The 21,530-nt window shown below is 69.0% G+C and carries 26 protein-coding genes; 11 read left to right on the top strand and 15 right to left on the bottom strand.

Annotated elements, in window-relative coordinates:
• The first annotated feature begins 80 nt into the window (after positions 1-80).
• Complete coding sequence (locus tag AC3A57_RS10985) at positions 81-389, top strand: hypothetical protein (RefSeq protein ID WP_487578955.1); 309 nt, start codon at positions 81-83, stop codon at positions 387-389.
• A gap of 277 nt (positions 390-666) precedes the next feature.
• On the opposite strand, the gene AC3A57_RS10980 is transcribed toward AC3A57_RS10985, so the two are convergent.
• The 5 genes from AC3A57_RS10980 to AC3A57_RS10960 all read right to left on the bottom strand — a co-directional run bounded on the left by AC3A57_RS10980 (position 667) and on the right by AC3A57_RS10960 (position 3,859).
• Positions 667-1,140: a hypothetical protein gene (locus tag AC3A57_RS10980; protein ID WP_487578954.1), complete on the bottom strand. Its 474-nt coding sequence runs from the start codon at positions 1,138-1,140 to the stop codon at positions 667-669.
• Between the two features lie 105 nt (positions 1,141-1,245).
• Entirely contained in the window at positions 1,246-1,524 is a 279-nt protein-coding gene (gene minE, locus AC3A57_RS10975; protein ID WP_487578953.1) for a cell division topological specificity factor MinE, read from the bottom strand.
• Between the two features lie 4 nt (positions 1,525-1,528).
• Positions 1,529-2,338, bottom strand: coding sequence for a septum site-determining protein MinD (minD, locus tag AC3A57_RS10970; RefSeq protein WP_221671874.1), 810 nt, complete (start codon positions 2,336-2,338; stop codon positions 1,529-1,531).
• Positions 2,339-2,363: 25 nt separating this feature from the next.
• Positions 2,364-3,236, bottom strand: a complete 873-nt coding sequence (minC, locus tag AC3A57_RS10965) for a septum site-determining protein MinC (protein WP_487578952.1) — start codon at positions 3,234-3,236, stop codon at positions 2,364-2,366.
• Entirely contained in the window at positions 3,233-3,859 is a 627-nt protein-coding gene (locus AC3A57_RS10960) for a GNAT family N-acetyltransferase (RefSeq protein WP_487578951.1), read from the bottom strand. Before AC3A57_RS10960 ends, minC begins: the two co-directional genes overlap by 4 nt.
• A gap of 143 nt (positions 3,860-4,002) precedes the next feature.
• Here AC3A57_RS10960 and AC3A57_RS10955 point away from each other — a divergent pair, with 143 nt between their 5' ends.
• From AC3A57_RS10955 to AC3A57_RS10935, 5 genes are all read left to right on the top strand, one after another.
• Positions 4,003-5,205 (top strand): sensor histidine kinase, encoded by a 1,203-nt coding sequence (locus tag AC3A57_RS10955; RefSeq protein WP_487578950.1) that lies wholly within the window; start codon positions 4,003-4,005, stop codon positions 5,203-5,205.
• Positions 5,202-5,855 carry a response regulator gene (locus AC3A57_RS10950; protein WP_064746291.1) on the top strand — a complete coding sequence of 218 codons (654 nt, stop codon included), beginning with the start codon at positions 5,202-5,204 and terminating at the stop codon, positions 5,853-5,855. Before AC3A57_RS10955 ends, AC3A57_RS10950 begins: the two co-directional genes overlap by 4 nt.
• A gap of 472 nt (positions 5,856-6,327) precedes the next feature.
• Entirely contained in the window at positions 6,328-7,419 is a 1,092-nt protein-coding gene (locus AC3A57_RS10945) for a polyketide cyclase (RefSeq protein WP_487578949.1), read from the top strand.
• Positions 7,420-7,814: 395 nt separating this feature from the next.
• The gene (locus tag AC3A57_RS10940) at positions 7,815-8,201 is read left to right on the top strand and encodes a DUF423 domain-containing protein (RefSeq protein WP_487578948.1); all 387 of its coding nucleotides are present in this window, start codon (positions 7,815-7,817) and stop codon (positions 8,199-8,201) included.
• A complete protein-coding gene (locus tag AC3A57_RS10935) occupies positions 8,201-8,893 on the top strand; it encodes a DNA-3-methyladenine glycosylase family protein (protein ID WP_487578947.1) in 693 nt (230 codons plus the stop codon). The genes AC3A57_RS10940 and AC3A57_RS10935 overlap by 1 nt, the downstream gene beginning before the upstream one ends.
• Before the next feature lie 383 nt (positions 8,894-9,276).
• Here the strand turns inward: AC3A57_RS10935 and AC3A57_RS10930 are convergent, their stop codons facing one another.
• The 7 genes from AC3A57_RS10930 to AC3A57_RS10900 form a co-directional block, all read right to left on the bottom strand.
• Positions 9,277-10,749 carry an FAD-binding oxidoreductase gene (locus AC3A57_RS10930; protein WP_487578946.1) on the bottom strand — a complete coding sequence of 491 codons (1,473 nt, stop codon included), beginning with the start codon at positions 10,747-10,749 and terminating at the stop codon, positions 9,277-9,279.
• 144 nt (positions 10,750-10,893) lie between these two features.
• Positions 10,894-11,697, bottom strand: a complete 804-nt coding sequence (locus AC3A57_RS10925) for a M15 family metallopeptidase (RefSeq protein ID WP_487578945.1) — start codon at positions 11,695-11,697, stop codon at positions 10,894-10,896.
• Between the two features lie 76 nt (positions 11,698-11,773).
• On the bottom strand, positions 11,774-11,956 hold the full coding sequence (locus tag AC3A57_RS10920) for a DUF4177 domain-containing protein (RefSeq protein ID WP_064746286.1): 183 nt from the start codon (positions 11,954-11,956) through the stop codon (positions 11,774-11,776).
• Complete coding sequence (locus AC3A57_RS10915; protein WP_221671883.1) at positions 11,953-12,138, bottom strand: type II toxin-antitoxin system antitoxin; 186 nt, start codon at positions 12,136-12,138, stop codon at positions 11,953-11,955. The genes AC3A57_RS10920 and AC3A57_RS10915 overlap by 4 nt, the downstream gene beginning before the upstream one ends.
• Complete coding sequence (locus tag AC3A57_RS10910; protein WP_487578944.1) at positions 12,135-12,500, bottom strand: hypothetical protein; 366 nt, start codon at positions 12,498-12,500, stop codon at positions 12,135-12,137. The genes AC3A57_RS10915 and AC3A57_RS10910 overlap by 4 nt, the downstream gene beginning before the upstream one ends.
• Before the next feature lie 10 nt (positions 12,501-12,510).
• A complete protein-coding gene (locus tag AC3A57_RS10905) occupies positions 12,511-13,374 on the bottom strand; it encodes an SPFH domain-containing protein (RefSeq protein WP_487578943.1) in 864 nt (287 codons plus the stop codon).
• Between the two features lie 169 nt (positions 13,375-13,543).
• The gene (locus AC3A57_RS10900; RefSeq protein WP_487578942.1) at positions 13,544-14,506 is read right to left on the bottom strand and encodes a hypothetical protein; all 963 of its coding nucleotides are present in this window, start codon (positions 14,504-14,506) and stop codon (positions 13,544-13,546) included.
• A 134-nt stretch (positions 14,507-14,640) separates the two neighbouring features.
• Here AC3A57_RS10900 and purT point away from each other — a divergent pair, with 134 nt between their 5' ends.
• The 5 genes from purT to AC3A57_RS10875 all read left to right on the top strand — a co-directional run bounded on the left by purT (position 14,641) and on the right by AC3A57_RS10875 (position 18,718).
• Positions 14,641-15,840 carry a formate-dependent phosphoribosylglycinamide formyltransferase gene (purT, locus tag AC3A57_RS10895; RefSeq protein ID WP_487578941.1) on the top strand — a complete coding sequence of 400 codons (1,200 nt, stop codon included), beginning with the start codon at positions 14,641-14,643 and terminating at the stop codon, positions 15,838-15,840.
• A gap of 40 nt (positions 15,841-15,880) precedes the next feature.
• Positions 15,881-16,288: a hypothetical protein gene (locus AC3A57_RS10890; RefSeq protein WP_487578940.1), complete on the top strand. Its 408-nt coding sequence runs from the start codon at positions 15,881-15,883 to the stop codon at positions 16,286-16,288.
• Positions 16,289-16,439: 151 nt separating this feature from the next.
• Positions 16,440-16,799 (top strand): hypothetical protein, encoded by a 360-nt coding sequence (locus AC3A57_RS10885; RefSeq protein ID WP_487578939.1) that lies wholly within the window; start codon positions 16,440-16,442, stop codon positions 16,797-16,799.
• A 550-nt stretch (positions 16,800-17,349) separates the two neighbouring features.
• The gene (locus AC3A57_RS10880; RefSeq protein WP_487578938.1) at positions 17,350-17,742 is read left to right on the top strand and encodes a hypothetical protein; all 393 of its coding nucleotides are present in this window, start codon (positions 17,350-17,352) and stop codon (positions 17,740-17,742) included.
• 88 nt (positions 17,743-17,830) lie between these two features.
• A complete protein-coding gene (locus AC3A57_RS10875; protein WP_487578937.1) occupies positions 17,831-18,718 on the top strand; it encodes a hypothetical protein in 888 nt (295 codons plus the stop codon).
• 55 nt (positions 18,719-18,773) lie between these two features.
• Here the strand turns inward: AC3A57_RS10875 and AC3A57_RS10870 are convergent, their stop codons facing one another.
• From AC3A57_RS10870 to AC3A57_RS10860, 3 genes are all read right to left on the bottom strand, one after another.
• Positions 18,774-20,003: an endonuclease/exonuclease/phosphatase family protein gene (locus AC3A57_RS10870; protein WP_487578936.1), complete on the bottom strand. Its 1,230-nt coding sequence runs from the start codon at positions 20,001-20,003 to the stop codon at positions 18,774-18,776.
• 137 nt (positions 20,004-20,140) lie between these two features.
• On the bottom strand, positions 20,141-20,587 hold the full coding sequence (locus AC3A57_RS10865) for a hypothetical protein (RefSeq protein ID WP_487578935.1): 447 nt from the start codon (positions 20,585-20,587) through the stop codon (positions 20,141-20,143).
• Positions 20,588-20,718: 131 nt separating this feature from the next.
• The gene (locus AC3A57_RS10860; RefSeq protein WP_487578934.1) at positions 20,719-21,453 is read right to left on the bottom strand and encodes an arginyltransferase; all 735 of its coding nucleotides are present in this window, start codon (positions 21,451-21,453) and stop codon (positions 20,719-20,721) included.
• Positions 21,454-21,530: the final 77 nt, after the last annotated feature.

Raw genomic sequence — 21,530 nt, 5'->3', positions numbered from 1 at the left:
ACGTCCAGCGACAGCTGCGAGGCAGCTGTGCCGTCGGCGGGGAAAGGCCGGCGGCCGATCCAGGCTCAAGTGGGAACGATATGAATCAAACGACCGGGGCAACGCACGAGCGAGGCCCGACCGCATGGGGGCGCGATCGCGATGGCGGCGAGAGCCTGTTCCGTCAGGACCTGCAATGGCACGGCGACGAACCGGTGGCCGTGTCCTCGCGCCGCACCGCCGATCTGGGGCGGGCGCTGTTCACTGCGCTGCTGGCCCTGGCGGTGGTGGGCATCGTGATGATGAACGGCCCGGCCGATGCCGGCCCGGTGCGGCGCAGCTCGTCCGCGCTGCCGGCGCCGGTGGTCGATGCCGAACCGGCGGCCGCTGCGGTTCGCGGCGCGCGCTGAGCGCCGCCGCGGCGGCGCGGACGCGATATGGAACTCGGTGGGGGTAGCGCCCGGAGGGGCGCCGTCAGGGGAAGGGAAGCGGCAAGAAGCGACGCCGGTTATGGGGATAGCCGGGCACGCAAAGTTCGAATGGCGTCGACGCCACGGAGGGCGTCGGTGACCGCTGGCGCGGATCGCGCGGCGGCGCCTGCCTTCGCCCCCGACCCGCACGGCGGACGCGATCGCGCGCTGTCGCGCACAGCCCCCGGATGAAAGCGGCCGGCCGCGCCGGCACCGCTCACAAGACCAGGGTGCGCTCCGGCATCCGCACCAGGCCGTGCTCGGCCAGCCATTGCCAGGCGCTTTCCGCGTCCTGTTCCACATAAGCGCGCGCCGAACCGAGCCGGAAGCTGTAACCCCAGGCGTCCATGTCGGCGAGGATGCGCTCGCGTCCGGCGCCGGGAATGGCGTCGCCGAGCAGGGTCTGCAGCACGCATACCGCGTCTTCTTCGGCGATCGAGTCGGTGGCGTCGGTATGCACCGCGGCGCGCCGCTCCGGCGGCAACACGATCAGATGGCCGGCCTCGTGCAGCAGAGAGTGCACCGGGGTGTCGTCGCGCGCGTAAACGGTGCTGCCGATCAGGCCGGCCTCGCTGTCGCCCCAGAAGCTGCCGGGGATGGCCTCGCCGTCGGCGACGCGCTCCAGGCGCAGGTCGTAGCGCGCCAGCAAGGCGGCGACGTCGTCGAAGGCGATATCAGCGAGAGTGAGCATGAGCGGCGAGCGGCGGCGCGACGGCGCCGCGATAGCGGAGTAGGGACGGACAGGGAGGAGGGGGCTAAGCGCGCTTAACCCCCTGCGTCCCTTGGCGGCGCGGGCTCAGGCCTGAGCCGGCGTGCCCGGGTTTTCCGGAAGGGCCACCGAGATGTCGAGGACCTTGTTGTCGCCTTCGCCGATCAGGTCGACCTTGACCGACTCGGTATCGACGTTGACGTACTTGCGGATCACTTCGAGCAGTTCGCGCTGCAGCATCGGCAGATAGTCGGGGCCGCCCGGGTCGCCGCGGCCGGCGCGTTCGTGGGCGACGATGATCCGCAGGCGGTCCTTGGCGACCGCGGCGGTCTGCTTCTTGGCCAGCAGGAAGTCGAACAGACCCATGAGCTCAACCTCCGAAGATCTTGCTGAAGAAGCCCTTCTTTTCCACCTGGGTGAAGCGCATCGGGCGGGTGTCGCCGAGCAGGCGGGCGACCGCGTCGTCGTAGGCCTGGGCGGCGTCGGATTCGGTTTCCAGGATCACCGGCTCGCCCTTGTTGGAGGCGTTGAGCACGTCGCCGGACTCGGGGATCACGCCGACCGTCTTCAGGCCGAGGATTTCCTCGACGTCGCCGATGCTGAGCATCTCGCCGGTTTCCACCCGTTTCGGGCTGTAGCGGGTCAGCAGCAGGTGCTCCTTGACCCGTTCGCCGTTCTCGGCGCGGCGGGTCTTGGACGAGAGCAGGCCGAGGATGCGGTCGGAGTCGCGCACCGAGGAGACTTCCGGATTGACCACCACCACCGCCTGGTCGGCGAAGTACATGGCCAGGAACGCGCCCTTTTCGATGCCGGCGGGCGAATCGCAGACGATGTAGTCGAAGCCGTCGGCGACCAGGTCGTCGAGCACTTTCTGCACGCCTTCCTTGGTCAGCGCGTCTTTGTCGCGGGTCTGCGAGGCGGCCAGGATGAACAGGTTCTCGAAGCGCTTGTCCTTGATCAGGGCCTGCTTGAGGCTGGCTTCGCCGTTGACGACGTTGACGAAGTCGTACACGACCCGGCGTTCGCAGCCCATGATCAGGTCGAGGTTGCGCAAACCGACGTCGAAGTCGATCACGGCGACCTTGTGGCCGCGACGGGCGAGCCCGCAGGAAAGGCTGGCGCTGGTCGTGGTCTTGCCGACGCCGCCCTTGCCCGAAGTGACTACGATGATCTCGGTCAAAACACGTTCCTCCAATGGTGCGGCGTCAATCGAGCGCCGCAATTCTGATTTGCTCGTCTTCCAGCCAGACCTGCACGGCCTTGCCGCGCAACTCCTTCGGGATGTCTTCAAGCACCTTGTAATGGCCCGCGATCGCGACGAGTTCGGCGTAGAACTCGCGGCAGAAGATGCGCGCCTTGTTGTTGCCCTGGGCGCCCGCCAGCGCGCGTCCGCGCAGGGGGCCGTAGATGTGGACCGAGCCGTCGGCGATGACCTCGGCGCCGGCGCCGACCGTGGTCAGCACGGTCAGGTCGCGGCCGTCGGCGTAAATCTGTTGCCCCGAGCGTACCGGGGCGGACTGGATCAGGCCAACCGAAGAGGACTGAACCCCAACCGCCGCTCCGCTACCCGAGCGCGACGCGCTGTCCGGCCCTGCGTTGTGGTTGCGCGACGCGCCGTCCGGCCCGCCAGCGCCGCCCCGCACCGGTTCCGCGGCCACCGGCCGAGCCCGCTCCGGCTCGGCTGGCCGCGCGGGTTCCGCCGCCCGCGCCGGCGCCGCCTCGGCCGCGCCGTCCGCCCGTTCGTACGAAGCGCGGAACTTGGCCAGCAGGGGCAGGCCCAGGGCCTGCGACAGGCGATCGGTCTCGCTGGTGCCGTAGGCCAGGGCGACCGGCAGCACGCCGGCCTCGCGCAGGCCGTCGATCAGGGCCTGGGCGGTGGCCGCATCCGGGGTCTGGCTGAGGCCGCCGAAGTCGATCACCACCGCGGCGCGGCCGAACATGTTCGGCGCGCGCTGGACCCGGGAACGCATTTCCGCGACCAGGCGGTCGACGTCGAGGGTGCGGATGCGCAGGTTGGCGATGCCGACCTGGCCGATTTTGAGTTCGCCGGCCTGTTCGTAATCCACGGCCACGCTCACGGGCAGGTACCGGTGGGGCGCGGGGCGAGGGCCGCCTCGGCCTGGACGGCGCGCGCCGCCGGCACCCGCGGCCGGGTCAGCCAGTCGACCTGGGGCAGGGCGTCGCCGTAGGTTTCGCGCACCCAGGGATAGCTGCACAGCGGCTTCATCAGCATCGCCGCGCGCACGCCGGCCTCCTCCATCACGTGCTGGCCGACCTCGCGGAAGCCGAAGCTGCCGTGGAACAGCAGGGCCGGGTCGTTGCCGCCCTCCAGGAACACTTCGCAGGCCAATTGCGGATAACGCATTTCGGCATAGCTCTGCGCATCGGCGTAGAACGCGCGGCCGACGCCGCCGCCGCGGCGGCGGCTGGCGACCACGATGCGGTCGATATAGAAGAAATCCGGGTAGCGCTGGTGGAACCAGCGGAAATTGCTGCTGTCGTGGGCGCTGTCGGCGCCCATGCCGATCAGGAAGCCGGCCAGGCTGCCGTCGCGCTCGGCGACGCGGAAATATTCGGCGGTATCGAAAAAGTGACGCAGACGGGCCGCATCCAGCGGCAGGATCGCGGGTCCGGCGGCATTGTTGAGGGCAAGGACGGAATCCAGCTCGTGCTCGCGCACGTCGCGGACGACGATCGACATTCCAGGCTCCAGGTATTCGAAAACCGGCAACGCGTTCCGTGCCGGCGCGCCCGATTATCGCATGGCCCCGGCCCCGCGGCGAACGCCAAATGCATGACTTTCGGATGGCTGTGTTAGGCCCCGCGTACCGTTAGCATGCGTTCATGCTGGCTCGCCTGACCCATACCCGATTGCTGCGCTACGCCGGCCTGTTTACCTGGGGCCTGGTCGGCTCCTGGCTGCTGTCGATCTGGCTGGACCCGGATTTCTTCCAGCCCAGCCACGGCGAGCCGGCGTCCGGGCTGTATTTGCGGATCCTGCGCTGGGTCGCGGTTTACATGACCTTCGGCGCGGTCTACTGGTGGATCACCCGCTCCTTGGGCGAGCGCCGCATCGGCCTGCTGGACTACCTGCAGTTGCTGGTGCTGGGCGGCTGCGCGATCGGGATCAGCTATTACTCCAACAGCGGCCTGGGCAGCGTCCTGCTGATGGTCCTGGCCGGGCTGCTGCCGTGGATGGTGCCGCTGCGGATCGGCGTGGCCGGGCTGATGGTGCTCAACCTGGTGATCATCCCGGTGTTCATCGAGGCGCTGCAGATGCCGCCCTTGGTCGCGGTGCTGCAATCGCTGCTGTATACCGGCTTTTCCGGTTTCGTGTTCCTGACCGCGCTGGTCGCCAAGCAGCAGACCCAGGCGCGCGAGGACCAGCGCCGGCTCAACGCCGAACTGCGCGCGACCCGGGCCCTGCTGGCCGAAAGCGCGCGCATCAACGAGCGCACCCGGATCTCGCGCGAGCTGCACGATCTGCTCGGCCACCACCTGACCGCACTGAGCCTGAACCTGGAAGTCGCCGGACACTTGTCCGAAGGCCGGGCCAAGGAGCATGTGCAGCAGGCCCACACCCTGGCCCGGTTGCTGCTGACCGACGTGCGCGAGGCGGTCAGCCAGTTGCGCGAGAACGGCGCCATCGACCTGGCCCTGGCGCTGCGGCCGCTGGCCGAGAACGTGCCCGCGCTCGACATCCGCATGGACATCGACGAGCCGCTGACCCTGGACGACCCCGAGCGCGCCCACGTGCTGCTGCGCTGCACCCAGGAGATCATCACCAACGCCGTGCGCCACGCCGGCGCCGAGCATCTGTGGATCGACGTGCGCCGCAACGACGGCCATATCGTCATGAGCGCGCGCGACGACGGTCGCGGCGCCGATCATCTGGTCGCCGGCAACGGCTTGCGCGGGATGCGCGAGCGTCTGCAGCAATACGGCGGCCGGCTCAGCATCGAAACCCGCGCCGAAGCCGGCTTCTGCCTGCAACTGACGCTGCCCGCCACCGCGGCCGCCATGGCCCGCGAAGGAGCTTTGACATGATCCCCAACCCCATCCGCGTGTTGCTCGTCGACGACCAGACCCTGGTCCGGCAGGGCGTGCGCTCGCTGCTCGCCCTGGCCGACGGCATCGAGGTCGTGGCCGAGGCCGGCGACGGCCGCCAGGCGGTCGAGATGATCCCCACGCTGCGTCCGGACGTGGTCCTGATGGACATGCGCATGCCGGTGATGTCCGGCCTGGAGGCGCTGCAGGCGCTGGCGCGCTCGGGCTACCTGCCGCCGACCATCATCCTGACCACCTTCGACGACGACCAGCTGGTGCTGGCCGGGCTCAAGGCCGGGGCCAAGGGCTATCTGCTCAAGGACGTCTCGCTGGAGCAACTGGTCGGGGCGATCCAGACCGTGGCCGAGGGCGGTTCGCTGGTCCAGCCGGCGGTGACCCAGCGCCTGCTGTCGGGCCTGGAGCACATGCGCAACGATTTCGTCAGCCTGGACCGGCCGGACCCGCTGACCGAGCGCGAGACCGAGATCCTGCGCCTGATGGCCGGCGGCTTTTCCAACAAGGAAATCGCCAATTCGCTGGGTGTGGCCGAGGGCACGATCAAGAACCACGTGTCCAACATCCTGTCCAAGCTCGGCGTGCGCGACCGCACCCGGGCGGTGCTCAAGGCCTTCGAGCTGCAGTTGGTCTGAACCCGGCCCGGCCCGGCGCGATCCGGCGCAGCGCGCCGGACTCGCGCCGCCGCGCGGTGGGCGGCGTCTGTCGCCGGGTTCCGCGCCCGTGGCGCGCCGGCGGGGCCGGCGGCCTCGGCGCCGGCGGGGCCGGAACGGGCGGCTGCAGGCCCCGCGCCGGACATCGGCGCGTTTCGCCGGCCGCTGCGACTGCGGCGCCCGGATCGGGTACCGACCATCGCCGCCTTGCGGACTTGTCCGGATTTGTGCATCGGTGCCGCCGGCCTTGCGGCATACCTCGGCGAATGTGCCTCAGTAGCCGCAAAAACCTCGGGTTTTCAAGGGTTTTTCTTCGTCGCCGCGGTATGCGGGGCGCTCGCTCGGGCAGGGGCGGAGATTCTTGCTTGTGACGGCTGCCCCTGCCGGGATTTATCTTGCTACGATTGTGGGTCTGCGCCCCGGCCCGACCCGGGCCCGGCCCTGGAGAACCTGAATGACCCGTCTTATCGAGATTCTGATTTCGCTGGCGATCGTCGCCGTGCTGTTCCTGGTAGTCGGCGTGGTTCTGCCGTCGAGCCGTCACCTGTCGCACTCGGTTGAGACCAACCGCAAGCTCACCATCGTCTTCGACACCTTGAACAGCATGCGCCGTTTCAAGGATTGGAACCCGCTGGTGCTGCGCGATCCCAACATGGAAGTGAAGCTGGTCGGCAAGGATGAGGGCGTGGGCGCCCGCCTGGAGTACTCGTCCAAGGAGCGCGGCCTGGGCAAGGGCAGCTGGGAAATCGTCAAGAGCGAGGCAGGCAAGCTGGTCGGGTTCAAGATCAGCAATCCGGAACCGGGCGAGAACAAGCGCACGCAGTTCAGCCTGCGTCCGACCGGCAAGAACAACCGCAACGTCGAGATCACCCAGACCTACGACGTCGACTACGGCTGGAACCTGCTCGGCCGCTACTCCGGCCTGTACGTCAGCAGCAACGTCGGCGAAGACATGAAGATGGGCCTGGCCCGCCTGAGCAACCTGCTCGCGACCGTGCCCAACTACGACTACGCCAAGCTGTCGGAAACCGACCCGAACAACGCGCCGAAGGTCGTCGACCGCCCGGCCGAGAACGTGCTGACCGTGACCGCTGCGGTCGAGCGCAACAACGACAAGATCAAGGCCCAGATCCAGGGCAACATGGAGTGGATCAAGAAGGTCATCGCCGCCAACGGCCTGGAAGCGGTCGGCCCGGTCCGCATCGTGACCAACGAGTTCGGCACCGAGACCTACTCCTTCGACGTGGCCCAGGTCGTGCGCAAGATCGGCGACACCAGCCCGGAAGCGGCCAAGCTCGACGTCAAGGTCGACGGCGCCGGCAACCCGGTGAAGGCCGAGTACTGGCCGGCGACCAAGGTCGTCGTCGCCACCAGCGGCGGCCACAACATCGCCGGCCTGCCGCCGGTGCGCGACGCCGTCCGCGCCTGGGCGCTGACCCGCGGCTACACCACCACCGAGCGTCCGTACGAAGCCTGGAAGGCCGGCATCGACGCCAGCTTCGACCCGGCCCTGGGCCAGTTCGACGTTTACTGGCCGGTGAAGTAAGCCGACCCGGCCCGCGCCTGGCGCGCGGGCCGCGCGCGACACCCGAGAACGCGCCGCGCGAGCGGCGCGTTTTCTTTTGCCTGAGCGCGCCCGATGCCCGCCTGCAGGAGCGGCGTCCCACAGGGATTTCCGTCGGTCATGAGCCGCGACCACCGAGGCGGTGGACGCAAGCGCAGCCACCGAAGCCGGTTCAACCGGCCAACCAGACGCATCGACGCCAGGGAGCCCGAGTGCTTCGGGTGCCGCATGCGAGCCGCTTCGGCTGTCGCGGCTTATGGCTGGAGTTTGCAGGACGCCGCTCCCGCACGAGCGATGGACGTCGCTACACGAACCACAACATGCGCACAGCAGCGGCTGTTATCGTGACCGTCCGACGACCCGCGCAGCCCGAACGCATGAACGCTTCCGCCGTTCCGCCCGAATCGCTCGCCCTGCCGCTGCGCGCGCGTACGCTGGCCGCCGCCGGCGCCGTGCTCGCCGCGCTGGCGGTGGCCTTGTCCGCCTATGCCGCGCATGTCGCCGATCCGGCCGCGCAGTCGCGCCTGCAGATGGCGGCGGTGTTCGCCTTCGGCCACGGCGTCGCCCTGGCCGCGCTGGCGCCGCGCGCGCGACGCCGGCTCGGACAATGCGCGCTGGCCGGCCTGCTGCTCGGCGTGCTGATGTTCGCCGGCGGCCTGGCGATGGCGTACTTCGCCGGCACCTCGACCCGCCTGCTGCCTTACGGCGGCAGCCTGATGATCCTGGCGTGGCTGGCCTACGCCGCCGAAGCGGTGCGGCGCTGATGCCGCGCCAGACCCGCGGTTACGACACCGAAGCGGCGCACGCCTGGCTGAGCAAGCGCGACCGCAAGCTCGGCGCCTGGATGCGTAAGCTCGACCGCCAGCGTCCAGGGCCGATGCCGGCCGACCCGCGCTGGCGCCAGCGTTTCGACCCGGTCGACGCGCTGGCGCGCGCGATCTTGTTCCAGCAGCTCAGCGGCAAGGCCGCCTCGACGATCGTCGGCCGGGTCGAAACCGCGATCGGCAGCGACCGCCTGCACTACGACACCCTCGGCCGCTGCGACGACGCGGCGCTGCGCGCCTGCGGCGTGTCGGCGAACAAACTGCTGGCGCTGCGCGACCTGGCCGCACGCGAGGCGCGCGGCGAGATTCCCGATTTGCGGCGCATGGCGGCGATGAGCGACGACGCCCTGGTCGAGGCCTTGGTGCCGATCCGCGGCATCGGCCGCTGGACCGTGGAGATGATGCTGATCTTCCGCCTGGGCCGCGCCGACGTGCTGCCGGTCGACGACCTGGGCGTGCGCAAGGGCGCCCAGCGCGTGCACGGCCTGGACGCCATGCCGGCGCCCAAGGCCCTGGCCGAACTCGGCGAACGCTGGGGCCCGTACCGCAGCTACGCCAGCCTGTACCTGTGGCGCATCGCCGACTTCGCCGACGGCGCGGCCCGGCCGGCGACCAACCGTTCGCAGGATTGAGCGGTCCGTTCCAGCCCGCCGTTTCCCTGTAGGAGCGGCGTCCGACGGGGATTTCTTCAGGTCATAAACCCGCGACCGCGGGACTGCAGGTCGTTGCGCGGCTGCGGGCAGGCTCGATGTCGCGACTTGTGACCGTAGGAAATCCCTGTGGGACGTCGCTCCTACATCGGCAATGGGGTCACGGCTCGATCGTTGTGGAGTGGCTGGGGCATGTGCGTTCCGGCCAAAATCCGCAAGCGAACGCGCACAGAAGGAAAGGTCGCCGACATTGATCGAAGACGAAGCGCCATCGCCCGTTCTTGGAGCAGCCGCATCCCCTGAGGTATCCATCCTGCGCAGGCCCTGCGGTTCGTCGAGAGGCTGTCTGTGCGGCCAGTCCGGAACTACTCGGGCAGATACTTGTCCCACAGCCGGTTGCGGAATCGCCGTTGCGGATCGATTCCTTGCTTCAGCTCGGCGAATCGCTCCGCGCCGGGATATCCGCGCCTGAACTGCTGTCGAGTGGCGTGCAGCCGATAGGGAAGGTAGTGGCGGCCGCCGTGATCGAGAGCCAGGTCGATAAGGCGTCGAGTCCATTGCCCGGCGACCGCGTCGGCGCGTCCGCCGCTGCGTTGCTTGTGATACAGAACGAAAGAGAACACCGGTTGCGGCGACCAGCTCAGAAGCGATTCGCGATCGGCTGGAGCATGCCGGATAGAAACGTTGAGCGCATGCACTTCGTTGTCGCGCAGAATCTTGGCCATGGCCCGGGAGAAATCGACGAAAGCCGGCGCCGGCACGAAGTACTCTTGCAGCAGGTAGGTCGAAAGTCGTCGAGTGGCCGGCTCGAGCTCGGCGATGTCCAGGCTTGCCTCGCGATTGCGCCATAGCACCTCGCGCTGGTGCAGCATGGCTTCGACCGAGTAGCGATCGCGCAACCACGGCCCGAACGGCATTTCGGACACGCTCCAGATCAACTTGCGTTCGCGGCGGTAGTCCGCGGCGCGAGGCGTGAGTCGTTCGGCGAGCGTCGGTGCCTCGTCGGTGCGATTCCAGGTTACCGCCACCGGCGCATCGAAGCGCGGCGGCAGCAAGTCCGCGTTGTGCAGCACGCTTGCCGGATCGGCCAGCACTCGCTGTGCGAACCATTGGGGATACTCTTCCAGCGGTACCCGTTCGACCCGACGTTCCAGGCGTACGTTGTCGGTCAGGTCGAACTCCGCTTCTGTTATCACTCCCAGCCCGCCATAACCGCCAATCGCCGCGCGCAGCAGTTCCGGCTCGCGATGACGGTCGAGTTCGCGCACGCGGCCTTCGGCGTCGACCAGTTGTAACGCCCTCAGGCTATGGATCAGCGCACCCTTGCCGACGTAGCGGCCATGGCAATTGACCGAAAGCGAGCCGCCGATGCTGAAGCTGGCGTAGCTTTGCATGATCGATACCGATAGGCCGAGCGGGTCGATCAAGTCTTGCAGGTCGCGCCAGAGCATGCCGGCCTGCACGCGTGCGGTGCGGCGTTCGACGTCGATAGCGACCGGCCGATTCATGCCGCGCATGTCCAAATGCAGCGAACCGTCGCAGGCGATTTGTCCGCCCATGCTGCAACGCGCGCCGCCGACGGAGACTGCACCGCGACTCGACCTCAGGGCGGCCGCGACCTGGGCGACGCTGACGGGGCGCGATACTTGTCCGGCGCGGACGTGGTCGATTCCGGAGATGTCGCGCAGCCAGCGCGGGTCGGCGTCGATTCCGCCGTCGCGCCGGCAGCCTGCGATGCTGGCGGCCGCAATCGCCGCTGCCGTCCGAAGCATGCGGCGGCGTCCAGGGTCGGCGCAGGTGTCGTGGCGCCGGGAAGGCGAAGGGCTGCTTGCGTCCATGCTCGTCCTTTAACAGATACGGAGGCGATCATTGGTCGTCGATCGCGACAATACGTCCATGCAGCTAAACCGGCGAAAAACATTACAAAGCCCGCCCGCTAATACTGGCTCGACGGCGCGTAGCGGTGGCTCGGACGCGTATCCTCAACCCGGCGCGCAGCGCCAATGCCAAGGCTCGTACACGATCCCGTGCGGGTTGTCGCGCGGGTAGCTCATGAGGTAGCCGTAGCCGCCGGCGTGTTCGCGCAGCCAGGCGAAGGCAGGGGTGGTTTCGAAGGATTCTTCGGCCGGCGCTTCGCCGGGGGTGCCGATGTCCAGGGCCAGGCCGCTGTGGTGCTCGCTGTAGCCGGGGGCGGCGTTGACGCTGAGGATCTGCTCGACGCTCTGGCCGCGGGCGAGTTTGCGTTCGAAGATGCCGAGTTGGTAGTCGTGGCTGCGGTAGCCGGAGATCGCGTCGAGCACGATGCCGTCGCCCAGGGCGGCGGCGCGCAGGTGGGTCCAGGCGCGCGCGGCGGCCGGGTGCAGCCACAGCGGGCGGCCGAAGCGGTCGCGGCCGGCGTAACCGAGGCGGTCGGGCTCGGCGACCAGGTCCAGGCCGGTGCGGGCCTGGTAGCCGTCGCAGTCCAGGCCCAGCGCCTCGAGCCGGTGTTCGATCCGGTCCAGCGGCAGGTCGCGGACCCGCAGCAGGCCTTCGCGGCGGTATTCGGTGGCGCGTTCCAGCGCATCCAGGGCGGCGTCCAGGCCGGGCTCGCGGTTCAGCCGCGGTACCAGCGGCAGCAGGCCTTCGGCGAGGTCGGCGGCGAGGAAGCGGCCGTCGCGCTTGCGCCGCAGCAGGTGCCGCGCGCGCGCCAGGGCGCGGGCGTCGTGGTTGCTGCGCGCGCGCAGCAGACCGCCCGGCCAGAGTTCGATCTCCGGCGTATTGATCAGCAGGTGGGCGTGGCCGCGCATCGGCTCAGGTTAGCCCGCGCGCCGCGGCGGCGCCATCGCGGTAGATGCGGCGGAGATGCGCGACGCGGCGCATCGCTCAGGCCGGACGCTTGAAGTACAGGCGGGTGCCGAGAATGGCGGGGTCGTGCTCGACCGCGACCAGTTCCCAGCCTTGCGCGCCGCGAGCGTCGAGCTCGTCCTGGATGCGTTGGCGGGTCGGCGCTTCGAACAACTGGTAGGTGATCTCGGTGACGTGGTGGGTCCACTTCGGGGCGGTCATGGCTCGTTCTCGGCGGGCGGGGGCTCCGGCTGCCGCGGCAGCCGTCCGTTGCGACGCAGGGCGTCGCGCAGGACATATTCGATCTGAGCGTTGAGCGAACGCAACTCGTCGTCGGCCCAGCGCTGCGCCGCGGCGAGCACGTCGGCGCTGATCCGCAGCGGATAGGCCTTCTTGTCGCTCACCGCGGCCGCTTCCGTTGGCCGTCGTCGGGGGCGCGGTAGCTGCGCCGCGCCGCCGCGACCGCGCGGATCAGCAGCACGGCCAGGCCGTTGACCGCGACCAGCAGGGCGAGGGTGACGCCGGTGACGCGGCCTTGGTCGCCGTTCGCCCAGTAGTAGCCCAGCGCCGCGAACAGCATCGCCATCGCGGTCAGCGCCAGCAGGCGCGCGATCCGCGCCGCGACCGCGTCGGGGTCGCGCAGCCGCTGCGCATCCAGGCCGTTGACCAGATGCAGATTGCCGCGCGCGACCAGCACGGCGCAGACCAGGATCGGCATCGAGGTGATCACCATCGCCGCGGGCAGGATGAAGTCGTCCAGATCCATCGCCGGGCCCTCAGTACAAGGTGCCTGCGTTGACGATCGGCTGGGTGCTGCGGTCGCCGCACAGCACCACCAGCAGGTTGCTGACCATCTGCGCCTTGCGCTCTTCGTCCAGGTGCACCACGCCGTTCTTCTGCAGTTCGGCCAGGGCCATCTCGACCATGCCGACCGCGCCGGCGACGATTCGGGTGCGCGCCGCGATCACCGCGTTGGCCTGCTGGCGCTGCAGCATGGCGTGGGCGATTTCCGGCGCGTAGGCGAGGTGGCTGATGCGCGCGTCGATCACGTTGACGCCGGCGTCGGCCAGGCGTTCCTGCAGTTCCTGCTTGAGGTGCTGGGAAATCTCGGCGGCGTGGCTGCGCAGCGACAACTGGCCGTCCTCGTGCTGGTCGTAGGGATAGCTGGTGGCCATCGCCCGCAGCGCCGACTCGGACTGGATGTGGACGAAGGTTTCGTAGTCGTCGACGTTGTAGACCGCTTCGGCCGAATCGACCACTTGCCAGACGATCACCGAGGCGATCTCGATCGGGCTGCCGTCGAGTTCGTTGACCTTGAGTTTGCCGCTCTCGAAGTTGCGCACGCGCTGGCTGACCTTGCGCTTGGAGTACAGCGGGTTGTTCCAGCGCAGGCCGTTGTCCTTGACCGTGCCGACGTACTTGCCGAACAGGCTCAGCACCGCGGCCTGGTTGGGTTCGACCATGTACAGGCCGGTCAGGCCGAACACCGCCGCCAGGCCGATCAGGGCCGCGACGACCAGCAGCACGGGCTGGCCGTTGTGGGCGCCGGCCAGGAAGCCGTAGGCGGCCACCAGCAGTACGACGAGCAGGCCCAGCAGGGTCGGGATGCCGGGCAGGGATTGGGTGGGGTTTTCCTTCATGGCGGCGTCTCGTCCGTTGGTCTGGATTATTGATATCAAATTGATATCAGGTTGCCCAGGGCCGCTCATCGGAAAGCGCGGCCCCGCCCCGGCACGCGGACGCCCGCAGCCGGTTCGGCCTGGAAGCGGGCAATGCCGCGCCGTCCGGCCGCAACGCGGCGCGGAGCGCTCAGGGCACGATCCGGTACAGCGGCGCCGGAATGAACTCGCCGGTGGCGTACAGGCTGCGGCCGTCGGCCGACCAGCCCAGGGCCTCGGCCTGCGGCAGCCAGGGCAGGTCGCTGACCCGCGGCTTGGCCGCGACCGCCTCGGCCCAGGTCTGGCGCGGCGCGCGCGGGTACTGCAGCAGGTAGCGGTAGGTCATGACCGCCAGGGTGCGGCCGTCGGGCGAGACGTCGGCGGCGGTGACCTGGCCCTGCAGCTTGGCCCGCGCCGGGCTGTTGCGCCGGGTCTGCTCGTCCGGTTCGGGGATGCCGGCCAGGGCGCCGAGCCGGGTCGCGGTCTGCAGCGCGTTGCCGGCCGGCATCAGCGGCACCGCGAACAGCTCCGGCGGCCGGCGCTTCTTCGAAATCAGCAGCACCTGCTTGCGCTGGATGTCGACCGCGACCGCCTCGCAGTCGCGCGCCCCGTCGGGCCAGCGGAAGGCGATCGACCAGGCCGGCTTGAGACGGGCGTTTTCGAGCTTGGCCGGCTCCTCGATCACGTGCAGCTGCAGGCTGCGGCGCAGGCCGCCGTTGTCGCCGGTGTCGGCGATCAGCAGGTAGGCGCGGCCGTCGAGTTCGAACCCGGCGATGTCTTCCCAGTCGGTCTTGGTGACGCCGTCGATGCGCAGCGTCGCCAGCCGGTCGCCGTTGGCCGAGACCGCGAACAGGCGCTCGGGATTGCCGCCGTCGTCGTGCATCCACAGCACGTCGGGATGGCGGCGCGAGGCGGCCAGGCCGCTGATTTCGGACAGTTGCGGGTCCAGCATCATCCCGGCCAATTGGCTGCTGCCGTGCGCCGGCGGCGGCGATTCGGCCGCGCACGCGGCCAGCAGCAGCGCCGCGCACAGCGACAGCGCGCGGCGGGCGCGGGCGGCCGGCGGAGCGGAGGCGACGGCGCGCGCGGCGGGCCGAGGGCGGGGGAATCGCATGGCCACAGGATCGCATGCGCGGCGCGCGGCGCCATAGCCCGTCGGGCCGAAGTCCGCGGCCTGCGGCCCGCGATTAGGGCACGGGCGCTAGACTAGCCGTCCCATCGTCCCGCCCGCTACACGAAGGAATCCGCATGACCACGCTCGGCACGCCGCTGTCCCCGTACGCTTTCCGCGTGCTCCTGCTCGGTTCGGGCGAACTGGGCAAGGAAGTGGCGATCGAACTGCAGCGCTTCGGGGTCGAAGTGATCGCCGCCGACCGCTACGCCGACGCCCCGGCGATGCAGGTCGCGCACCGCAGCCACGTGCTCGACATGCTCGACGGCCAGGCCATCCGCGCCCTGATCGCGGCCGAACGGCCGAACCTGATCGTGCCCGAGATCGAGGCCATCCACACCCAGACCCTGGTCGAGCTGGAGCGCGAGTTCGCCGAGCGCGGCAGCGACACCCGGGTGATCCCGACCGCCCGCGCCGCGCGCCTGACCATGGACCGCGAAGGCATCCGCCGCCTGGCCGCCGAGACCCTGGGCCTGGCGACCTCGCCCTACCGTTTCGTCGACACCGCCGAGGACTACCGCGCCGCGGTCGCCGCGCTCGGCCTGCCGTGCGTGGTCAAGCCGGTGATGTCGTCCTCCGGCAAGGGCCAGAGCCTGGTGCGCAGCGAGGCCGACATCGACGCGGCCTGGGATTACGCCCAGACCGGCGGCCGCGCCGGCGCCGGCCGGGTCATCGTCGAGGGCTTCATCGACTTCGATTACGAAATCACCCTGCTGACCGTGCGCCACGCCGGCGGCGTCACTTTCTGCGCGCCGATCGGCCACCTGCAGCGCGACGGCGACTATCGCGAAAGCTGGCAGCCGCAGCCGATGAATCCGGTCGCGCTGGCGCGCGCGCAGGAAATCGCCCGCGCCATCACCGACGATCTCGGCGGTTGCGGCGTGTTCGGCGTCGAACTGTTCGTCAAGGGCGACGAGGTCTGGTTCAGCGAGGTCTCGCCGCGCCCGCACGACACCGGCCTGGTGACCCTGATCTCGCAGGACCTCAGCGAGTTCGCCCTGCACGCGCGGGCGATCCTCGGCCTGCCGATCCCGACCATCCGCGAGCACGGCCCGTCGGCGTCGTGCGCGGTGCTGGCGCAGGGCCACGGCGTGCCGGTGTTCTCCGGCGTCGACGCCGCGCTGGGCCAGGTCGACACCCAGTTGCGCCTGTTCGGCAAGCCGAGGGTGGAAGGCCAACGCCGGGTCGCGGTGACCCTGGCCCTGGGCGAGGACATCGACACGGCGCGGGCCAAGGCGCGCGAAGCCGCGGCGCAGCTGCGGGTCGAGCTGCGCTGAGCGCGCGGCCGCCTCCCTTTCCACCCTCACCGGAGCGACAATGAACGAGACTCGAGGCTATGTGGTGTTCTTCTTCCCGCAGGCGCTGGAAGTGCTGGGCGATGCGATCCGGCCGTATCTGCTCGAGGGGCCGGTCGGGCCGCACCTGCTGTGCCGCGAGATCGACACCGGCGGTGCGTTCACCGAAATGACCCTGGAAGGCCGCGACCCCGACGGCCGCGTGGTGTCGCTGGAGCTGATGGTGCCCGGCAGCATGGTGCGGATGATCGTGTCCGCGCACGGCGAGGGCTCGTTCGGTTTCGGCTCGCGCTTGCGCGGGGCCGCGCCGACGGCGCCGGGCGCGGCGCAAGCCGGCGCGCCGCCATCGGGCGGCGCCGCTGCCGTGCCGGCGACGCCGGATGCGCCAGCGACTCCGAGCGCGGCCGGGCAGGAAGAACCCGAGGGTTGAGCGAGCTGGGCCGTCGTGCGGGTTTCGCGTGCGGCCTTCGCCGGCTGACGTCGCGATGGCGGCGGCTTGTGCCCAGCCGCTACGCTGTATCCGGGCGCGACCGGTGTTGCGCCAAGGAAGCGCAGCTGTCCGGCGCCGACGAGGTCTCAGGATGAGTACCGCCCCCACCGTCACCCTGTATCGCCCGGTCGGCCCGGAAGAACTGGCCCTGTTGCGCGACAGCGGCTTCAAACGCTGGCCGCCGCGCCTGCCGGAACAGCCGGTCTTCTATCCCGTCACCAACGAGCGCTACGCGGCCGAGATCGCCGAACGCTGGAACGTCAAGGACAGCGGCTACGGCGCGGTCACCCGGTTCGAGGTCGACGCCGCCTTCATGGCCCGTTACCTGCTGCAGAAGGTCGGCGGTGCGCACCATACCGAGTGGTGGGTGCCGGCGGAGGAACTGGAGCAGCTCAACGACCATATCGTCGGAGCGATCGAGGTGGTCGCGGAGTTTCGGTCGGTCGAGTAGGGGCGGCTCCGGGTTCCGGCGCCGGCGCCGGGCCAACACCGAAAGATCGGCACGCCGCGGCGAATCCCGGATTGCCGCGGCTAGGATTTTCTCGATGCAGTGGGCTTGGAAATCCGACCCAATGAAAGTGTTGAACTCGATTGCTTTGGCCTTCATTCGCGGGCGCGCGTCCTTCGTGTGCGCCACGCGCCGACTAGTGTGCAGTGGATGTCGATTGCTTAGCGCTGCTGCCGCAGTAATTGAATGTGCTTACCGCGGGATCAAGTTGGCGAAAAGATGCTCGGGGGCTTTACAGGTTCTGTCGTAACGGTCGAAGCTTGAGTTGCCGCTTCGCTGAAGCAGCAAGTCAACACTGACCGCTCGCGAACTTGTTCAAGGACTGATCATGAGAACGGGGCTGCTCGCATCTGCTTGTTTTTTTCTGATGGCGTCGACCTCCTCGGCGTCGGCTGCTCACACGGATTCCAGGGCGCTCCGGCGAGGAGGCGCTCATGCCAGCCTCTATGCCGCTACGGCGCCGATCAGGTCGAAAGTTGCACTGATCCAGTACATGTCCAACGACAGCGATTCTCCGTTGCGCAAGCTTCCGCCCATTGTGCTGCAGAATTTCGTTGACAGCCTCGTGTTCACGCCCAAGGGCGTCGGCTCCTATTCGTATCTGGGACTTTCTTCGTATCTTAGTGCGGCAGAGATTTACCAGGTGCTCTCTCTTGTCGGCGCCCAGCACACCATCGCGAGCATTCCGACCCTGAGGATTGCTTCTCCAGCCGAAGCCTTGCTGGTCCACCCGATGAGCGACGTCTGCGAAGACCCCAACTCGCCGATGTGCCAGGTCAACGGCGGCAAGGCCAAGACGGACTATGTTTGCTCCATTGACTGGGGTACCGAGTACAGCTGCAACTTCAGCTTCGGCGATATCTGTGCGAGCAGTTGCGGAAAGTGACTTCCCGTCGACTTCGGTAGGCGCCAGACATTCGATCTGGCGCTGTTTGATCGGGGGGCGATTGATGCCGTGGGTAAGGATTGCGGGTATGGCGATGGCGCTGATGGCCATCGCCGTCCATACATCGGCTGGGCCGCGCGAAGACTATCAGTCCGTCATGTTGGCGCTCAGTCGGAATTCGAAGCTGTCGATCGCCGATAAGACCGACAAATTGAGCCGGGCATATGCCTTGCATTTTGATGGGGTGAGCCGGCGGAAAGGGGTGCCGCCCGACGATCTTCAAGCGCTGTTCGATGCATCGAACATGTTGGCCAGCTACACGATGTACTTCAGAGTCGGCGAGAACTCAAAATACGTTCGCGGCATGATTCATGCGCGTGAATCGCTCGTGGATCTCGGCAGCGATTCCGCGCGGAACGATCGGGACCTGTATGGCGCCTTGATCGCGGCGCGGCGATTCGATGAGGCTAACGAACTCGCGCGAACGAGTGCGAGTCTGCAGCCTCTGGCTCCATTGGCGTTCGATGTGGCCGAAGGGTTCAGGCCTGTACGGCCAGGCTACTTCGACCTTTCAGGCGCCAGTGGACGGTTCGTGCTGCGCAATGCCGATCCGTTGGGCAGCGATGTGCGCATCGTCGTCGTTTCAGGCTGCCATGCCGCTCGGGACGCTGCGCGTGGCATTGCGGGCGATGATTCTCTGCGCCAGGCATTCCGGCGGGGGGATGCATTGTGGTTGACGCCGGCAGACAGGTCGTTCGATCCTGCCGAAATCAGGCAATGGAACTCGGAGTTTCCCGATAGCCCCATCCGGATTGCTTTCAATCATGTTGCGTGGAAGGAAGTGGATTTTTCCAGGCAGCCGGCGTTCTTCTTCTTCAAGAATGGGCGATTGGTAGACAAAAGCGTTGGCTGGAGCCGCTCGGGACCGCCGCAGACGCTGCTCAAGGCGCTGCGCGACACTGGGCTGCTGCGTTAGCGGTTCCAATCGCGTAACCAGACCGCGGCTTGTCTGCGTACGCGCATTGTCGAACTCAATCCGCCAGATCCACCCACACCAGATGATGATCGCTGGCGTCGGCGATCTTCGCCGCTTCGCTGTCGGCCTTGGGCCAGAACACGCCGCGCTCGCGCACGCTCCAGCCGCGCGAGGGCAGGACGTAGTCCAGGCGCAGGGTGCCGGCCTTGGGGCCGAAGTCGCCGGTGTGTTCGGCGGTGTCGCCTTTGCGGGCGAAGCCGTAGGCGGCGGCGCGTTCGGCCGCGCCTTCGCTGCGCGGCGCCGGACCGGCGGCGACGCGCGGGTGGTCGAGCAATTGCTTGATCGCGCCGGGCATGCCGTCGCCGTCGGACGGGTCGGCGTTCATATCGCCGACGATGACGAAGCGCGCATCGTCGGCGAGCCCGCCGCAGCGGCCCTGGTCGTCGCACAGCCAGGCCGGCGCGCCGCCGTCGAGGTAGCGCGCCCATAGGCCGATCTCGTCGTAGTTGCGCGCGCCGTTGCGGTCCTCGGGGCCGTCGAACACCGGCGGGGTCGGGTGCGCGGCGAGGAAGTGCAGCACGCCCAGCGGGGTCTTCACCGGCACGTCCCAGTGCGATTTCGACGACAGCCGCATCTGCGGCCACACCGCCGGCGCGTACCAGGACTTGCCGCTGGCCGGGTCGCGCGGCTGGCGCGCGTTCGGCAGGTTCGCCCACTTGAAGGTCTGAAAGCTGCGCACCGCGGCGGCGTCGATCGGGTACTTCGACAGCACCAGCATGCCGTACTGGCCCGGGTGCAGGCCGTAGCCCCAGGCGTCGTTGCCGCGCGCGCGGTCGCTGCGCGCGGCGGTGCCGGACTGGCCGTCGCCGTCCAGGTCCAGGCCGCTGGGCACGCCGGTGTTGACCGGGGCCAGGTAGCGGTAAGGGTAATGCAGCGCTTCGCCGCCGCCGGGCTGGGCGACTTCGAGGTAATCGCGCTGGAACAGGTCGGCGGCGCGCTGCTGCGGGTCGTAATCGAACTCGTTGAGCAGCACCAGGTCGGGGCGCACGCGCTGCAGCACCGCGGCGATCTTGCGCGCATTGCCGTCGCCGGCTTCGAGGCGGCGGATCAGGCCGCCGGCGGTCTCGTCGTACAGCGAGGTGTTATAGGTCGCCACCCGCAGCGTCGTGGCGGCATCGGTCTGCGAACGCAGCCAGCCTTGCGGATCGCCGTGGATGTTCACTTGGGTGCAGGCGCCGAGCATTGCCGCGGCGAGGGCGGCGCAGAAAAGGGGGAGTCGTGACATGCGCGCATGATGGCACGGTCCTTCGGCGCGGTTGATGTCAGGGCCGGGCGGCTCGGCGCCGCGCGGCGCCGCAAACGACGACGCCCCGGCGGGCCGGGGCGTCGCGGGTGGCAACGGTCGGAACCGTCGCCGCCGGATTACAGGGTGCAGCCGAACGCGGCGTACTGGGCCTTGCTCTGGTCCAGGGCCATCTTGCAGGCCTGGGCCAGGCCGGCCTTGCCTTCCGGCGTCGAAGCGGCCTGCTTCCAGGCGTTGCGGCTGGAGTCGATGCCGGTCTGGAACGCGGCGCGCTGGGCTTCCGGCACCTTGTCGGCCAGGCAGGAGGCGATCTTGTTGAGGTAGTCGTCGCACTCGGCGACGCCGACGCTGTCGGCGGCCGGGGCGGCGGCGGCGGCCGGATCGGTCGCGGCCGGGGTAGCGGCCGGAGCCGAGGCGTCGGCGGCCGGAGCGGCGGCGGCATCGGCGGCCGGAGCCGCAGCGGCGTCGGCGGCCGGGGCGGCGTCGGCCGGCTTGTCGGCCGGCTTGTTGCAGGCGGCCAGCGCCAGAGTGATGGCAGCGGCCAGGAACAGGGTGTTGAACTTCATCGCGGACTCCATGTGGCGGTGATTGAATCGGGTGGCGGCTCCATTGCCATGCCTGGGCGGCGCCTTCCCGCGTGTCGTGGGACTAAGGTCACGACCGGGCAACGTGATACACGACCTGAACGAGATGAGTGTTACAAATGTGTAAAAACGCGCCAATCTCGTCCGTCGAAGGCCTCGAGCGGACGGAAGCGGCGCTTGTAGTCCATTTTCGGATGGCCGGCGATCCAATAGCCGAGGTACAGGTGGCTGCGGCGCTCGCGCCGGGCCCATTCGATCTGGCGCAGGATCGCCAGCGTGCCCAGGCCGCGGTCGGCGTACTCGGGGTCGTAGAAGGTGTAGACCGCCGATAGGGCGTGCTCGACCACGTCGGTGACCGCGACCGCGAGCAGGCGGCCGTGGCCGGGCTCGCGCAGTTCCAGGAAGCGGTTCTCGCTCCAGCTGCCGATCAGGAACTGGTCGAACTCGACCGCGCCGTGACCGTCCATGCCGCCGCCGGCGTGGCGCGAGGCCAGGTAGCGCTTGTACAGGTTCAGTTGCTCGGCGGTGCGCTCGGCGGCGTGCACGCGCATCTCGACCGCGGCGTTGCGGGCCAGGCAGCGGCGCTGGCTGCGGTCGGGGACGAAGCGCTCGACCGGGATGCGCACCGCGACGCAGGCGCGGCAGGCGGCGCAGTGGGGGCGGTAGACGATGTCGCCGGAGCGGCGGAAACCCCAGCCCAGCGCATGCGGGTACCAGTCGCGCAGGCGCGGGTCGCGCGGGTCCAGCACCAGGTCGCGGGCGGTGCGCTCGGGCCAGTAGCCGCAGGCGTGCTCGCCGGTGTGGAACAGGCGGAGGTCGTCGCTGTCCGGCTGCGGTTGCGTGCCCATGCGGGCAGCATAGCGCCGCCCGCGCGCGCCGCGCATGGCCTGCGTCGCTGTCTTGCGACTGAACCCGGCCGGACCGA

The sequence above is a fragment of the Lysobacter sp. Soil_C_15 genome (genome assembly GCF_057657315.1).
This window is presented reverse-complemented; position numbering and strand designations above follow the sequence as displayed.